General features: G+C 41.0%; 13 protein-coding genes and 2 pseudogenes. 10 read left to right on the plus strand and 5 right to left on the minus strand.

The window, feature by feature from the left end:
- Nucleotides 1-15: 15 nt before the first annotated feature.
- Nucleotides 16-1,248, minus strand: coding sequence for a restriction endonuclease PLD domain-containing protein (locus EFA47_RS01185; protein ID WP_122641648.1), 1,233 nt, complete (start codon nt 1,246-1,248; stop codon nt 16-18).
- A gap of 78 nt (nt 1,249-1,326) precedes the next feature.
- Between EFA47_RS01185 and EFA47_RS01190 the strand changes: the two are divergent.
- A pseudogene (locus EFA47_RS01190) lies at nt 1,327-1,533 on the plus strand (DUF1697 domain-containing protein); the annotation flags it as partial.
- Between the two features lie 58 nt (nt 1,534-1,591).
- Here EFA47_RS01190 and EFA47_RS20250 read toward each other — a convergent pair.
- A pseudogene (locus tag EFA47_RS20250) lies at nt 1,592-1,708 on the minus strand (hypothetical protein); the annotation flags it as partial.
- A gap of 468 nt (nt 1,709-2,176) precedes the next feature.
- Between EFA47_RS20250 and EFA47_RS01200 the strand changes: the two are divergent.
- Nucleotides 2,177-2,689, plus strand: coding sequence for an NAD(P)H-dependent oxidoreductase (locus EFA47_RS01200; protein WP_122641649.1), 513 nt, complete (start codon nt 2,177-2,179; stop codon nt 2,687-2,689).
- Nucleotides 2,677-3,297: a hypothetical protein gene (locus EFA47_RS01205; RefSeq protein WP_122641650.1), complete on the plus strand. Its 621-nt coding sequence runs from the start codon at nt 2,677-2,679 to the stop codon at nt 3,295-3,297. Before EFA47_RS01200 ends, EFA47_RS01205 begins: the two co-directional genes overlap by 13 nt.
- Nucleotides 3,298-3,405: 108 nt before the next feature.
- Here EFA47_RS01205 and EFA47_RS01210 read toward each other — a convergent pair whose 3' ends face one another.
- Both EFA47_RS01210 and EFA47_RS01215 read right to left on the minus strand, forming a co-directional pair.
- The gene (locus tag EFA47_RS01210) at nt 3,406-5,514 is read right to left on the minus strand and encodes an FtsX-like permease family protein (protein WP_122641651.1); all 2,109 of its coding nucleotides are present in this window, start codon (nt 5,512-5,514) and stop codon (nt 3,406-3,408) included.
- Nucleotides 5,511-6,257, minus strand: a complete 747-nt coding sequence (locus tag EFA47_RS01215; RefSeq protein WP_122641652.1) for an ABC transporter ATP-binding protein — start codon at nt 6,255-6,257, stop codon at nt 5,511-5,513. Before EFA47_RS01215 ends, EFA47_RS01210 begins: the two co-directional genes overlap by 4 nt.
- 378 nt (nt 6,258-6,635) lie before the next feature.
- Between EFA47_RS01215 and EFA47_RS01220 the strand changes: the two genes are divergently transcribed.
- Both EFA47_RS01220 and EFA47_RS01225 read left to right on the plus strand, forming a co-directional pair.
- Nucleotides 6,636-7,349 (plus strand): LytR/AlgR family response regulator transcription factor, encoded by a 714-nt coding sequence (locus EFA47_RS01220; protein WP_122641653.1) that lies wholly within the window; start codon nt 6,636-6,638, stop codon nt 7,347-7,349.
- On the plus strand, nt 7,349-8,632 hold the full coding sequence (locus EFA47_RS01225) for a sensor histidine kinase (protein ID WP_122641654.1): 1,284 nt from the start codon (nt 7,349-7,351) through the stop codon (nt 8,630-8,632). The genes EFA47_RS01220 and EFA47_RS01225 overlap by 1 nt, the downstream gene beginning before the upstream one ends.
- Nucleotides 8,633-8,800: 168 nt before the next feature.
- Here EFA47_RS01225 and EFA47_RS01230 read toward each other — a convergent pair whose 3' ends face one another.
- Nucleotides 8,801-9,592: a DeoR/GlpR family DNA-binding transcription regulator gene (locus EFA47_RS01230; protein ID WP_164689899.1), complete on the minus strand. Its 792-nt coding sequence runs from the start codon at nt 9,590-9,592 to the stop codon at nt 8,801-8,803.
- 536 nt (nt 9,593-10,128) lie between these two features.
- On the opposite strand from EFA47_RS01230, the gene EFA47_RS01235 reads away from it, so the two are divergent.
- The 5 genes from EFA47_RS01235 to EFA47_RS01255 all read left to right on the plus strand — a co-directional run bounded on the left by EFA47_RS01235 (nt 10,129) and on the right by EFA47_RS01255 (nt 16,362).
- The gene (locus EFA47_RS01235) at nt 10,129-11,253 is read left to right on the plus strand and encodes a substrate-binding domain-containing protein (protein WP_122641656.1); all 1,125 of its coding nucleotides are present in this window, start codon (nt 10,129-10,131) and stop codon (nt 11,251-11,253) included.
- 110 nt (nt 11,254-11,363) lie between these two features.
- Complete coding sequence (locus EFA47_RS01240; RefSeq protein ID WP_122641657.1) at nt 11,364-12,854, plus strand: sugar ABC transporter ATP-binding protein; 1,491 nt, start codon at nt 11,364-11,366, stop codon at nt 12,852-12,854.
- A gap of 41 nt (nt 12,855-12,895) precedes the next feature.
- Complete coding sequence (locus EFA47_RS01245) at nt 12,896-13,876, plus strand: ABC transporter permease (RefSeq protein WP_122641658.1); 981 nt, start codon at nt 12,896-12,898, stop codon at nt 13,874-13,876.
- A gap of 63 nt (nt 13,877-13,939) precedes the next feature.
- A complete protein-coding gene (locus EFA47_RS01250; protein ID WP_122641659.1) occupies nt 13,940-14,815 on the plus strand; it encodes a sugar phosphate isomerase/epimerase family protein in 876 nt (291 codons plus the stop codon).
- Nucleotides 14,816-14,832: 17 nt separating this feature from the next.
- Nucleotides 14,833-16,362, plus strand: a complete 1,530-nt coding sequence (locus EFA47_RS01255; RefSeq protein ID WP_122641660.1) for an FGGY-family carbohydrate kinase — start codon at nt 14,833-14,835, stop codon at nt 16,360-16,362.
- The last annotated feature ends 1 nt before the right edge of the window (nt 16,363 follow it).

The following is a 16,363-nucleotide window of genomic DNA, read 5'->3' on the forward strand; positions in this document are numbered from 1 at the left end:
AAACTCCTCTCTGGATTATAACATGCCATATGCTTTTGAAGCGGTGCTGCTTCCGTTACGTGCCCAGACACGGCTTAAAGTTTTAAGTCGGTCGAGATCAGATTCATCTAAAAGTGATAAAACGTAGTAGTTTGTATTGATTTTTTCGAAAACTAATATCTTATGTACAAAATCTCCACGATTTCCAAATTTGGATAATTCATTTGTATCATCGTTTGGCGATCCCTTAAGTTGAATGCGCCAACTGCCATTGTCCGGTGCGAACTTGATGGTAGAAGGATGATAGTCCTTTCCGAGATAGTTGATAGTTATATCTTTTTCTCTAGCTGTGTCCTCAGGGTCGATGTCAAAGAATTTTATTCCGCCGTACATTTTTCCTGGCTCAGTATATTCGTAAGGTGTACCTACGACAGAGCCTTCCTCAATCTGCCCTAATTTGGATAAATCAAGAATATTCCTTGAGCCTCCAGTGGATTTGCGCATTTCAAACCAAAACTGTTCATTTGTAAATGCAGGCGCTGAAGGTGCAGGATTAATGATATGGTTAAAATCAGGAGTCTCAGGCTTTGAAAAAGGTTTTTTTCTAGGCGTATTAACAGGGATTAAAGTCGGGATAGATATTTTCTCAGAGCCAAAGAGTGTTGTTTTCTTTTGCTTTTTCTTTTGAGATATGCGTTTGGTAATGCTTTCGATTTTCTGGGTAACTTCTTTAGAAATATAGTTCGCTTCAAGTAAAGCATTTATATCATCAATAGAAGTGATTTTTGTAGAACATTCATATTCAGGATCTTTATATTTTTTTATTACAAAATAGATGGAATCTAACTCGGTTGTTTCATCAGGTAAATTATATGTCTGTATAGAACAACTTTCAAAGTTAGTCCATAACCCTCCACCAGTAAGATTATTTGATCCTATTGCACACCAAACTGCGTCCGTATTTTCAAGGAGATATATTTTACTGTGGTAAGTTGTTGAAAAGTTTTCGGAGTGGATGACATACAATTCATCACACAAATTATACAAGTTTAAAAGCGCTTCGTAAGAAGTACCATCAAGGTCAATGCCAATGAATGCTCTTATTGTCCCATCATTTGATTTGAAAGTTTCAAGAGACTCTTTTAATCTCAAGACACCACTGTTTTTTGCAAATGCTGAAAATATTGTAAGAGATGAATAGTTTGAATTTAATTCGTTTTTGAGTATTTCACCTAATTGACCTTGGAAAGGCTGGTTTATAATCGGCATATTAACACCTCTCTTTCACGCAAATATCTATAATTACCCTATCATAATTACCGATTTTTTACAAGAAGCTTACGATTTTTTTGGGAGGTTAAGACATATCTGAACAGTGGCAGTGTGGTTTTTTCGAGTGATGAAGATAATGCAGAAAAGCTGACAAAGCAGATTGAGAGAATGATAAAAAAACAGTTTGATTTAAATATTCCTGTTTTTGTTGTATCAAGAGAAGGACTTGAGGACATTTTGCGTAATGCACCTGACTGGTGGGGAATTAAAAATAAGAAAATGCGAGCTATCGGATGCAGAAGATTTAGTGGCATCTCCTTATTTTATCATATGGACGCTTTCAGGATTTGCCTGCATCAGCACATACCACAATGGCTAAGGGAGCGCCGTAGGCATCCTCTAAAATTATGCCGAGTTTCTCTCTTTCAACTTTTTGGCTTTTATATTTTCTGCAGGAATATCTTTTTTTTTGCTATTTCAGAAAAATTCATATTTTATTCTTCTTTTTATTGTCTTTTAAGCCGGCCTACACTATAATTATAAAAATAATAGAGAAAATCATAAGAATGCACTATTAAGGTATATACTGCCTAAGAGGAAAGTAAGTGGCAGTAATGAAAAGCTTTTGTTCTGGCTTTAGCTGTCCAGTGGAGGCAACCATACATCTGATAGGGGAGAGAATTATCTTTCTAGTAATTAGAAGGGATATTTAGATTATTTTTTCTTGTGAAACCCGGAATATACTTTATAAATTCTTTAAAATATAGCTTCTATTATTTTAAGAGGATTTAAATTGGTTTAAATCCTACTAATTCTATATACATTAAAATGTTGATTGCAATAAGTAAAGTGGTGCAATAATAGTATATATTATGAGAGAGTATATCTTTGTGTAATAAAAATAAACTTTTGAAAGGAAGAAAGCATGAGATTAATACTGAGTGACAAATACTTAAATCTTACTTTAACAGATAATAATGATACTAAATTTATAGACTTATCATCTTTAAAAATAACGAATTGTGTGGGATGCTTTGGATGCTGGACTAAAACACCCGGGAAATGTGTAATACGGGATGATGCAGTAAAGGTATATCCATATATAGCTAAAAGCGACACTCTAATTTATATTAGCCGGACACGATATGGCGGTTATGATACAATAATGAAAACTATGCTTGAACGGGCCATACCAATCCAACAGGCTTTTATAAGGATGTTGGACGGAGAAACACATCATGTTCAAAGGAGTGTCAGTTTAAAAAACGCAATAATTATTGCATATGGAGAAATGAACGCTGAGGAAAAAGAAGTTTTTGAAAAGCTTATTGAAAGAAATGCTAAAAATATGAATTTTAAACAGTACAAAGTACTGTTTACAGATGAAGAAAAATTGCAGGAGACTGTGGAAAAGGAGATTGTGAAATGGAACGTATAATGATCTTAAATGGAAGCCCACGGGCCCCGAAATCTAATTCTAAATGCTATGCAGAAATATTTGCAAAAAAAAGTGATGTGAGTGTTGAATATTTTAATATTACAAGATCAAATCATCTTGAATTATGTTCCAAGATGGGGAGGTTTTCTGATGTGTTATTGGTTTTCCCATTATACGCAGATAGTATTCCTGTTACACTCCTGAATTTCCTTAAAAATCTTGAAAATAATCTGCCAGATAAGAAACCTGTAATTTCGGTATTGGTTAATTGTGGGTTTTTGGAGTATACACAAAATGATCTGGCAGTAAGGATGGTACAGTTGTTTTGCAAGAGAAACCATTGCCAGTTTGGGTCTGTACTGGAAATTGGCAGTGGAGAGGCCATTCTTAATACGCCGTTTAAAATACTCGTAACAAGAAAAATAAAGAAATTATCAGAATCGATAAGAGCTAAAAAATATAAGACATTAAAAGTAACCATGCCTCTTACACCAAAATTATTTATTAAAGCATCTACAAATTTTTGGGTCGAATATGGAAAACGTAATGGTATTACAAAAGAGGAAATGCAAACGATGGACATAGAAGAGGATATCTTAATAAATTAGTTTCATGTCCACCAGACATAGCGGGGGTATCGCACAATCACTAACCCGATGATTTTGCGATACCCACTTTTATTTGATATCAGCAAAGCATAGCTTTACGTTACATGTTTATTTGATACCCAATTGTTTTATGATAATTTGAACTGTCTTTCTGTATACTAGGTAGAATAATGCTGCCAGAAGTACGAGTATGCCCAGGCAGATTGCCAATCCGAGGATTTCTGTTGAGTCCAGTTTCCCTCCGTCATTTGCGAACATCATCATACCGTACAGGAGGTACATGGCACCCATGCCTACCATTGTGGGTGTCTTAAAGACACGGGAACACTGGCTTTGCACCTCTTTTGTAAGGAAGGCAGGGGAGGCTCCCAGCATTTTCAGGTCGTCAAAGATGTAACGGTTATTTATGGCGATAGTCTGGCATCTTGTGTAGCTAATGATCAGAGCAGATAACAGGCAGATAATAGCGATGAACAGGAACATCATCAGGAACACAGCATAGTTTTGCAGAAAATCATTCTGGTTCAGGACGCGGAACACGGGCATATATGACCAGTAAGCACGGAAATCAGAAGAATCTGGGTTTGAATAGCTGATTTTCGTCATGTCATCTGTATCTCCCCAGTAGACATTCCCAGCTTCGTTGTTCCGGATCTTTGCCACCCGGTCATAAAAGGTAATGATTTCGCACTCCGGGCCAAACTGTGTGACCAATGTATGGAAAAAGTCATCAGCAAATGCGTAGGAATCTTCGCCATCGATATTAAATACTGCCATCTTTCCCTTCCAGTCATCAGAGAGTCCAGCTGCAATTGCGTCATAGTCTGCGTTATCTAGGACATAGTATCCGATGGAATCTGTCAGCAGAGAGAAGTGTAAGAATCCTGCAAAACTGGTTTCGATATTTTTTCTTGTAACCATGTTAGTCAATTTGCTTGAACCAAGTTCTAAAAAGTAAGTGCCTGTTTCATTCTCATTGCTTATGCCATAATAGGTTCCTGGCTTGACATCTGCATTCTGCCCGCTGATTGCGTTGAATGTGTCTTCGGACAGAAATTTTCCTTGATTCAGTAATTCTTCGTATTCATAGTGAAAATGTCCATTTCCTTCTTCAATCTGTGTCTCTCCGTCCATCCCCAGGGTCAGGTATTCCCCTTCTGTCCAGTCTTTTAAAGTAAGCTGGTAGTCGGCAGCGAGGGATTCTACCTGGGGTTTCTGGACAATATTCTGGTCAGCCCGCCATTGGTAAAAGTAATCGTATGGCAGGGTGCGGGTTGTCCGGATTTGCCCAGCCCCCATCATCGGGATATAAAAGACTGCAAAGCAGGCGCCTGCAATTAGGACAGTGCTGACAAGCAGGTTATTGACTGTCTGGCGTCCCTGGAATTTCATCATGCTTCTGGCAATGATGTTTTTATATGGTTTTCTTTTATGGGATCCCCAACCATGTACTACTGTGTGAAGCATGATCATGTATAGTCCTACGAATACAGGTGCATATGCAAGGTTTATCCAGACGGGAGGATATGCACTGAACAGATTCATATATAGGGAGGGCGCGCTATATCCCGCCACAGCGCCTATAAGCAGCAGCGCAATGCCGGCAGGGCCGCACCATCTGCCAAGTTCCCGGACAGGTTCGTTTTTATGCTCCTCATGGACAACATCCATAATATTTGTTTTTTGCAGATAACGGTATGCAGTCAGGCATGAGAATACGATAACCATAAGAAAAAATGGGACTGAAATCAGGAGGCATCTGAAATCAAATTTTAGAGCCATTTCCGCGCTGTCTATGAGAAAGAGGCGGAACAGATTCCAGAGAATCCATACAAAAGGAAATCCTGCAAGGATACCGGCAAGTGAAGAACCAATACTTAACCCCAATACCTCTGTAAATACGCCTGGAGCCAGCCGCTTTTTAGAAGCGCCGAGAGCCATCAGTGTGCCAAGCTGGCGGGATTTTTTCCGAAAAAATAAGCTGGCGGCATAAACGGTAAATACGGCACAGCCGAATAATGCCAATACAAAGACCATGACCATTTGTTTTCTGCTGTCTCCGCCTTCTGGGAGGACATTCAGCACGGTGGGGGAAAATATCATGGCAGAGTAGGCGGAAATCAGCATAAGGGCCATAAAGTTGCAAAAAATATATAGGCGCGCCTGTTTCCTGTCTGCTTTGTGAAGCTTTTGTTCTAATTTTTGCATTGTCATCATTGCTCATCACCACTCATTTCTTTAATAGCATTTAATAATTCATCATGAAAATCTTTACGGCTGCCCTTGTGCTCCAGCTGACGGTATACGGTTCCGTCTTTCAGCAGGATCACCCTGTCGCAGAAGGAGGCAGAAAAACTGTCGTGAGTGACCATGAAAATGGTTGCGTCCATCTGCCGTTTAGCATTCTCAAAGGACTCAATCACGGTACGGCTGGACTTACTGTCCAAATTTCCAGTTGGCTCATCGGCCAGAATGATCAGGGGATTGTTGATCAGGCTCCTTGCAACTGCTGTCCGCTGGCGCTCTCCACCTGAAACTTCAGCCGGATATTTGTTCTGTATATGGCCAATGCCGAACAGGGAAAGCAATTTATCTGCCAATTTTTCTCCGTCTCTTTTAATATTTCCCTGGATGATCCGGGGAACAAGGATATTTTCCCGGATGGTTAACCCGTCCAGCAGCATGAAATCCTGAAAAACAAATCCAAGTTTTTCATTGCGGATTTTAGCAAGGGTATCCTCACTTAGGTTGGCCAGCTTTGTGCCTCCTAGTGTGATGCTTCCTTTCTCAAATGGGATATAGCAGGAAATACAGTTCAAAAGGGTGCTTTTTCCAGAACCAGACGGCCCCATGACAGCTACAAATTCACCTTGTGCAACCTGAAAGCTGACACCCTTTAAAACGGGATATTCCTTTTTGCCTACTTCGTAGGATTTATGAAGATCTTTTACATATAACATTGTTGTCACCTGTCTTTCTTATAATTAATGTCCGCCGGTTTGCCGGCAATTTGTTTTTGTATGTGATGAGGATAGCATGAAAGATAACAAAGTAAATTTACCATGTAAAAATTTGCAGGCGGGATGGCAAGTTTGTAAGTGCTGTGCAGATGATGTAAAATTCTGCACGTAGGATGTAAAGTTTTACTGCTGCCTTTGCTGTGAAAAAATGCTGTTAGTTATGTTTGCAGAGTCATACTTTTGGTTGTTGAATATGGGGAAAACGATTATAATATATGGGTGATAATCATTTGCCGGATGCTGGGCGTTATGCTCAAATGGCGGAGACAGAAGCATAGATAAAAAGTAGTATAATTTTGGGCGTCGAGGTGGACAGACATGTTAAGGATTGCAATATGTGATGATGAGCAAAGTGCAAGGGAAGCATTATTCCTTCAGTTAGATAAGATGCTGGACGAGGAAACAGAACAGATCGTATACGAATTTTCCTCCGGCGAATCAGCGGTACGCTGGTTGCAAAAACACAGGGGAGAAGTGGATCTCTTGTTTCTGGATGTAGAAATGGATGGCATGAACGGCATGGAAACAGCTGAAAGTATCCGGAGGTTTGATCAGGATATTATTCTGGTATTTGTAACCGGATATGCAGATTATGTGTTTGACGGGTATCGCGTAGGGGCGTTGGATTATTTGATGAAACCGGTGGATCCAGAAAAGCTGTACGATGCACTGGCCCGTATCCGCCGGCTACTATTTCAAGACCGGGAAAAACTATATACATTGAAGAATACGGATGGCACATACCGTTTTCGTATAAGGGACATCTTATATTTTTATAGTGACCGCAGAAAAGTAGTGCTGGTCACAGAAGGCGGAGAATATCCATTTTATGAAAAGCTGGATCGTGTTGGTGAACGGCTGGGGCATCAATTTGTACGGATACATCAGCGTTATCTTGTAAATCCTCAGCAGGTGACATATATAGGAGGGAATATGGTCCGCATTGGCCAGTCAGAACTTCCGGTCAGCCGGGCCCTAAAAGAGGAGGCTGTGAAGAACCTGACGAAAGCAATGCTGGGAGGCGGACGCTGATGATTGAGCTGGGAGTAAACTTCCTTTTGATGTGTGTGGGTGTTCTTTTGGATTTTTGGTCACTCTCAAAATTGCTGCCGGTGAAAAAGGAATGGTGGGCAAAAGTGATTGGCATCTGCAGCTGTTACCTGGTTGTTGGGATGGTGTTCTATATCGGGGATTGGGTGAACATGCTGCCTGCGTTAGTATGCTTTATCCTTGCGCTGCTCCTTGTATGCCGGGGCAGTATCCTGAAAAGGGTTACACTGGGACTGATGTTTGCCAGTATTCTTTGCTCTTTTAACCTGCTGACTGATAATTTCTTTCAAAGAGCAGTGGAGGAGTATGATGTATATCTGGCAGGGCGTATCATAGGCGGAGTTATTTTAGCTTTGTATATCCGGTATTTTGCGCCGGAACCAGAATTTGAGCTTTCTCCGGCATTGTGGCGTCTTCTTCTTGTTCTAACGCTTCTGCCCCTGGGGATAGTCATGAGCATCGGCATACTTTCAGATATGATATATGGCTTATCCCACAATGCCGCTATGTATTTGGCGCTGCTATTGATTGCGATGTTTTCGTTTTTTGCGCTTCTGCAGATTACAGCGGTGCTGATTAGGCAGCAAAAACTGGAACAGCAGGAGATGTTTTTAGAAATGAACCGGAAATATTATGGGGCAATGGAGCAGCAGCATTTTGAAATCCGGCGGCTCCGGCATGATATGGCAAATCATCTTCAGGTACTGTCGGCCCTTCCGGCTGAGAAAAAGGAAGTTTATATACAGGAGCTGCTCCAAAATGATGGTGTGATAAGAAAGCTGAAATACTGCGGGGATCCCACTGTTAATGCAGTGCTGGCTGTGAAGGAAAGCCTGATGGGGCAGCGGGAGATTCAGTTTGAGAAGTGGATAGATATTCCAGCAGAGCTTCCATTCGAAAAAGTAGATATCTGTGCATTACTGGCCAATGCACTGGATAATGCGGCTGAGGGCTGTATGAAGCTTTGTGTAAAAGAGCGGAAGGTGATGCTGGAGGCCAGACATCGAAAGGGAATGTTTGTTGTGTCTGTGAAAAATCCGTATATGGTGGAACAGTATGCTAAAAAGCAGGTGCAGGGCCTTCCAAAAACCTCAAAGAAGGACAGGGAGAATCATGGATATGGCCTGCCAAGCATCAAAGAAATTGTGGAACGGAATCACGGGAGTATGGAAGTAAGGGCAGAGGGCGGGATATTTGAATTGTTTTTCTATCTTCCGGCTGAAGAGGGTGAGGGTATACTGAACTTTGCCAAGATAGATGAATAGGATTGGGGGGCATAATTTTATGCCCCCCAATCCTATTGTATACCTGCCAGTTGAAAATCATCTTACGGTCTTTTCCGTGATCATAACACAGAAAAAATATTTAAAACTTTCTTTGATATTATGGTTTCTGTGTAAAGAAACATATACTGGCCTTTTGTAGGCGCATATTTATACCACGACCAGATTCACCCCTAATTTTTCAAGAGAACTTCTTTGTTCTGCAGTGATCCCCGAATCTGTTATAAACATAGACAAATCTTTTGTACTGCCGTACCGGTCATACCACGATTTTCCTATTTTAGATGAATCAGCCAGCAGTATCACCTGATCGCTTTGCTCCATTAATGCCTTTCTGATTGGAACTTCATAGGGTTGTACGCAGGACAGGCTCCCGTCCAGACTCACTCCCACTGTGCCAAGAAACATTTTATTTATATGCAATTTTTTGATTATATCTATGATTTCTGGATATTCATACATTTGGAGCTGGCTGTGATAGTATCCCCCAAGAGCAAATAGTTGTATATTCTCATTTTTTAGCTGAATAATCCGGGCCTGTGTCCTGGCTGAATATGAATAAATCAGGCAACTGGTATCTCGGCTGAAAAAATCTGGAATGTGGCAGCAGGTTGTTCCATTATCGATACAGATCACGTCCTGGGCATCAATCAGCTGGCTTGCATATTGGGCAATCTGCAATTTCTCCTGGAAATGTTGTTCCTGCTCTGTGTGATATATGTCCAGGCTTTTATGCTGAGGCACATTGTTATCAATGTTAGAACTTAGTGCGACTTTTCCATAAAAAGTCTCGATTAGGTGCCGACTGGACAGTTCTTTTATATCACGTCTTATAGTCATTTCTGATACAGATACCAATTCGGCCAATTGTTTTGGCGATAGAGAAACTTTTTCTGCAAGTATTTCAAGTATTCTTTTGTGACGCTGTTCTTTTGTAATCAAAATCCACCTCATCCTATCATTAGATAGTTTAACAATATTCACAAATTAATATTAAATTCTATGAATTTAACATTGGACTATAAACTTATCATAGCTTTAAGTATAAATCTTGTCAATCTATAAATGTCAAAATGATAATAATGATAATTTTGATATAATTGATAAAAATAGATACAAATTTATCAAACGCAATATAAATATATAGGGGGAGAAAAAATAAAAAATGGATTTCTTAAGGTTAGGTATGGGTAAAACTATAGTAAATGGTGAGTTGGGTTCGGATAAAATTAGTAGAAAATACTAAGTAATTATAATAAAAGTAGATTTGTTACCAAATAAATAGGTAGTTTTATACATAAAAATATTGTATATATTGAATAAATTTGTATGATAATATTTACAAATATAACATCATGTGTTATGCTGACATTATCAACAGAAAACAATTTGTTTTCTAAAACCATTTTAATTTATTCCCTGATTTTCAGAACAGGATATCTGAAAATGATGAAAGGGAGCACAAAGGAGGAAAATGTATGAAGACGAAACGTATTGTATCGCTGGTTCTGGCAATGGGATTAACAGCAGGCATGGTTGGCTGCGGAAGTACTTCCGGTGGAACATCAGATGCGGGCACAGAGGAGAAGGAGGCGGGAGTGGTAACAGGGACTTCAGAGTCTACTGGAAATGAGACGGTTGACAGCGCTATGAATTTTAATAGGACGCTGGAAGATTATGAACCCCAGGAAAAAGAGTATGACTTTTATTTTACCTATAAAGTAGTCCATCCCTGGTGGGATGCTGTTGGCATGGGACTAGAGGAGGCGGTGAACCAATATGCGGATAAGGGAATTACAATTAACTATGAGTATGTGGCCCCTGTAACGCCTTCTGCCACAGATCAGGTCAGCAGATTAGAGGAGGCTGCCGGCCGTAACTTCGACGTTGTAGGAGTGGATGTGGCGGATATAAATGTAGTAACCCCCACAATTAATAATCTTATAGGCCAGGGCCAGAAAGTTATGACATTTTCAAGCTCTGATGCTACCAAAGAGGATGGGTGCGAACGTATTGCTTACGTAGGAAATACACACAATTATGAGGATGGGAAGGATATGACGGAAGCGCTTTGCGAGAAGCTGGATTATAAAGGCAAAGTGGCAATTCTCGTTGGGACCCAGGGCGCCCCGTGCCATGAGGACCGGGCAAAAGGAGCGCAGGATGTCATCGCCCAGTACCCAGATATGGAGATTGTTGATATTCAGTATGACAACGATTCAGTGGAAAAAGCACTTACTTTAGCAGAAGGCTTTTTAAAACAGTATGATGACCTGGCTGGAATTATATGCTGCAACATGGGCAACCCGGTGGGAGCTGCACAGGCGGTTGCAGATGCAGGAAAGCAGGATCAAATTACTATTGTAGGCATGGATCATGACCAAAGAGCGCTTGAGTACCTGAAAGAAGGGGTTATTTACTGTTTAGGAGTCCAGGACTGCTTTTCCATGGGATTTGATACAATCCAGACGGCGATTAAGATAGCTGATGGACTTGAACCTGGTTCTGATACATATCCAGAGCAGACAGAAGAAAAAACAACAGTTATCTATCAGGATGATGCACAGGCGATGCTGGACAAGCTCTATGGTTCTGGCGAATAATCACAGCAGTATTCTGATAGCTGGTTATCACGTATGAATTGCCTGGGTACAGGCGGAAGTGAAAGCCCCCTGCCCAAATCGTAAAAGGGCAGGGGAATGGAGGGGCATGCATGGATGAATATATCTTGGAAATGAAAAAAATTGTAAAAAAATTTCCTGGAACCATAGCTCTTAAGCAAGTTGATATTAACTTGAAAAAGGGAGAGATTCTTGCGTTGATCGGTGAAAATGGCGCTGGAAAAAGTACACTGATGAATGTCCTCATTGGAAATTTGATTGCTGATGAAGGAGAAATTATTTATAAAGGTGAAACAATTGTAAATAAAACACCGTTAGATGCTTTGAAACGGAAAATTGCAATGGTACCTCAGGAGTTAAATCTTGCACAAGAGCTGACTGTGGCGGAGAATATTTTCCTTGGAAGCCATATCAAGAAAAACGGGATTGTGGACTGGGAAAGTATGTACAAAGAAGCAAGCGCTCTTTTGGGACAATTGGAGCTGTCCATTGAACCGCGCCGAAAAGTGAAAGAATTATCGGCCGCATACCAGCAGCTTTTAGTTATAGCAAGGACGCTGCATACGGGAGCGGACCTAATTATATTTGATGAGCCTACGGCGTCACTTACGCTGAATGAAACAGAACATATATTGAAAATTATTAAGAATCTTGCAAAGAGTGGGAAGAGCATTGTCATAATTACTCATCATCTTGATGAAGTCAAGGATGTCTCGGACAGGGTATGTATTCTCCGCGACGGCACAATGGTTATGGAGAAGAATACAGATGAATTGTCTGTGGACGATATGATTTTTTATATGGCCAATCAGAAGGTTAAATCACAGAAACATGTGGAGAGGAAGTATTCGGATGAAAATATTCTTGAGGTTCATCATCTGAGCAGGCCAAACGAATTTGAAGATATCAGTTTTTGTGTAAAAAAGGGCGAGATTTTTGGTATTACAGGACTGGTTGGGTCTGGGCGTACAGAGTTGATTAATTGTATTTATGGACTTACAAAAAAACATGGGGGAACCATTAAATTTGAAGAAAAGGAAGTAGAGATTCATGCCCCCAGAGATGCCATAAATCTTGGAATAGGGCTTGTTCCTGAAGAACGGAGGCGCGACGGGATATTCCCCCTTCTTTCCGTGCAGGAGAATATGATACTGCCATCATATCACAAATATAGAAACAAGGGTGTTCTTAGTTTTAAGGACATAAAACGGAATGCACAGAAAGGAATCGACAATCTGCAGATAAAGACCTCTTCTGAAAATGAAGCGATAAAAAATCTGTCTGGAGGCAACCAGCAGAAAGTCATATTGGCAAGATGGGTTGAAAAGGATTTGAAACTACTATTTCTCGATGAGCCAACGAGAGGTATTGATGTCCGTGCAAAAGGAGAGATTTATAATCTTATACGCAGCATGGCTGATCAGGGATTTAGCGTTGTGATTGTTTCCTCGGAAATTGACGAAATTCTTGTTGTGGCTGACCGGATTATGGTTATGTTTGAAGGTAATATGAAAGGTATTGTTGAAGGGCCTGATGTTGCTGATATGACCAGGACAAATATATTAAAAATGTCCCTGAGTTGATATAGGGTTATAGTACCCGTATTTGACGATTGGAGGAAACTATGGAATCTAAAAATGTAAAGACGGAAAAAAGTAAAATTGCAGGAGTGTTTAAGTCAACTGCGGCTATGGTATTTCTGGTAACAATTGCTGTTACCCTTGTGACTCAGCTGATTACGGGTAATTTTTATACAGCATACAATATGACTACGCTTATGCGAACTGCCTCCTTTACCCTGCTGGTGGGATTTGCCCAGACGTTTGTGCTTTTGTTGGGAGGGATTGACCTTTCCATTGCAGGCTGCGGAGGCCTGTGTAGTATGATATTTGCTTCATTTCTTACCAAGACTGCCATGAATCCGTATTTGGCAATTGTTTTGTCATTAATCTGCGGAATTGCATTGGGTTTGATTAACGGACTGATTATCGTTTCTATGAATTTGACTCCGTTTATTGTGACATTGGCAACTTCCAGTGTTATGACTGGACTGATTTACTTGTTTACAAAAGGATTTGCCCTTACCGGTATTCCCACGGCTGTTACAGTGATTGGCCAAAACAGCCTGTTTGGAATCATTCCGTATCCGTTCCTTATTGCAATTATATTAGCTTTAATTTTAATATTCCTGTTAAAATTCACTTCTTTTGGACGGCATATTTATGCTGTGGGAGGAAACAGGATGGCAGCTGAAATTGTTGGAATAAGAGTAAAACGTGTGGAGCTTGTATGCTACACGATTTCAGGGGCTATTTCAGCTCTTGCCGGGATCCTTATGGTATGCCGCATGGGTTCCTATCAGGCTGATATTGGGTCTTCCTGGACTATGCCGTCAATTACAGCCGCTGTTCTGGGCGGAACCGCTATGACAGGCGGTGAAGGTGGAATTGGGGGAGCCATTTTTGGCGGACTCCTTATGTCGGTAATTACATACAGCATCAGCCTTATGGGTATTGATTCTTATTGGAATGAAGTTGTAACTGGTATTGTCGTATTAATTGCTGTATATGCAGATGCAATCAGGCGCAGAAGGCGTGCGTCTTAAGCCGAAGACTCTGCTGAATTATGGGAACCTGAAGGCCAGATATACATTTGGAGGGAATAAGATATGAAATTTGGAATTTGTTATTGTTATTGGAGCAAAGATTGGGAAGGCACTGACTATCCACAGCAGATTGAACGGGCGCGGAAATGTGGTTTTGATGTGTTAGAAATTTTCTATGGCAGGACGCTTACTATGCCCCAGGCAGAAGTTGAAGAAATAAAAGCAGCTTGTAAGGCGAACGATGTAGAATTATATATTTCTGGAGGCTTTGGGGCGGATTATGATCTGACATCTTTTGACGAAACCATCCGCGCCAAAGGCGTAAAAAATGCAATTACATTATTAAAAGCTATGGCCCGCTTGGGCGCAAAGAATTTCTCGGGAATTAATTATGCCCCGTGGTGCAAGTTTGATACAGCATTTGAAAAAGCGAAAGCAGTGGAGCAGGCTGCAAAAAGCCTTAAAGAAATTGGCAGGGCATGCGGTGATTATGATTTTAGCTGGAACATGGAAGTGGTGAATAGATTTGAGGGGTATCTCCTAAACACAGCTTCAGAAGCCGTAAGTCTGTGTGATATAGTGGATGACCCACATATTAACATTTTGCTGGATACATTTCATGGAATGATTGAGGAGGATGATCTTGCAGATGCAGTCCGTCAGGTTGGAAAGGGCCGTCTTGGGCATTATCACATGGGAACCAACAACCGCCGCCCTCCGCGTCCGTGCTTACTTCCGTGGAAAGAGATTTGTGAAGCATTAAAGGAAATAGAGTATGACAGGTGTATTTCATTTGAGCCTTTGGTTCGTACGGGCGGCTCTGTGGCGCTGGAAGGCGGAAATGTATGGCGTCCAATGCTTCCGGCTGATGCAGACGATAAGATGTTGGATGACATGATTATAAAATCTCGCGAATACATAAGTGAAATGCTTAAATAATACCGGAGGGATTACATATGGAAAAGTGGTTTATTGGTGTGGATTCTGGCACAAGCGGCATTAAAGCGGTTCTCTTTAATCTGGAAGGTAAACAAATTGGAAAAAAGTACTATCCTCTTACTGGACTGTTTCCAGAAGAAGACCAATATGAAGAGGATATGAATGAAATATGGGAAAAATGCTGTTGCTGTGTCAAGGAGCTTTCTAAGGAGTACGATTTGTCAAGGGTGGTCGGCCTGGGGATCACAGCCCAGGGCGACGGACTGTGGATGATTGACAAAAATGGCAATCCAGTCAGGAATGGCGCCTGTTTCTGCGACGGACGTGCGGGAGCAATTGTAGATGAGTGGGTGAAAGATGGTACTAGTGATAAGCTTTTTGAATTAACAGGAACCAGGATATTTTCTGGAAATCAAAATGGAATTGTAAAATGGATGGAGAGGAATGCAAAGGAAGATTTGGACAAAGCCTCCTATTTTCTTCACCTTAAGGATTATCTGTTCATGAAATTTACCGGGGAGATTACAACGGATCCGACAGATCAGTCTTTAATCTTTTTGGACCAGGAAACAAGAGAATATTCTGAAGAAGTGTTTAGCCTATGTAAATTAAAGCGGTATAGGTCTAAATATCCCCCAGTGCTCCCGGCGGCAAAAAATGCTTTTAAAATTCTGCCAAAACTGGCAAGAACCCTGGGACTTAATGAGGACGTACTGATAACTTCAGGGCCTATGGATGTATCTGCCTGTGCACTTGGAAGCGGCGTTATTGAGGAGGGAAATTGCTGTACGATTATGGGAACGGCGGCGCTGCATGAAATGGTGATATCAAAGCCGCTGCAGGATGACATTTGTGCGGGTATGACGATCACACACGTCATGGAGGGACGATGGCTGCGGCTGATGGCTTCACTGGCGGGCACGCCAAATCTTAACTGGATGCTGAATAACTTTGGTGCACAGATAAAGAGTGATGCAGCTAAAATGGGAAAGAATATATACGACCATATGGAAGATATAGCAAAGGGCGTTCCCATAGGGGCAAACGGTGTAATGTATCATCCTTATCTTTTAGCTGGGGGCGAAAGAGCCCCGTTTACCGAGAATGCTGCAAGAGCAAGCTTTACAGGGATAAATGAGAGGCATACCCTTGCGGATGTAGTGCGGGCCACATATGAAGGGGTTGCCTATGCAATGCTGGATTGTTATCAGCATATGCCTCAGGATATAAAAAGGCTTACGCTTTGCGGAGGCGGAACTAAAAGCGCTTTCTGGTCTCAGATGTTCGCGGATGTAGTGGGGCATGAGATTGTTACAGTGAAAGGGGAGGAAGCCGGCGCTAAAGGAGTCGTACTAAATAATGCGGTTGTCCAGGGATACTACTCTGACTATAAAGATGCGGTGGAGAAGACTGTTGAATATGATAAGATATATACACCGAACATGAAACAACATGCTCAATATGTCAAATTCTATGAATTGTATAAAGAGACATACGAGACTATGGGGAGAGTATGGAAATTAAGGAAGAATATACTGGGTGAATGAT

This window comes from Luxibacter massiliensis (assembly GCF_900604355.1).
In the GTDB taxonomy this organism is placed as follows: Bacteria; Bacillota; Clostridia; order Lachnospirales; family Lachnospiraceae; genus Luxibacter; species Luxibacter massiliensis.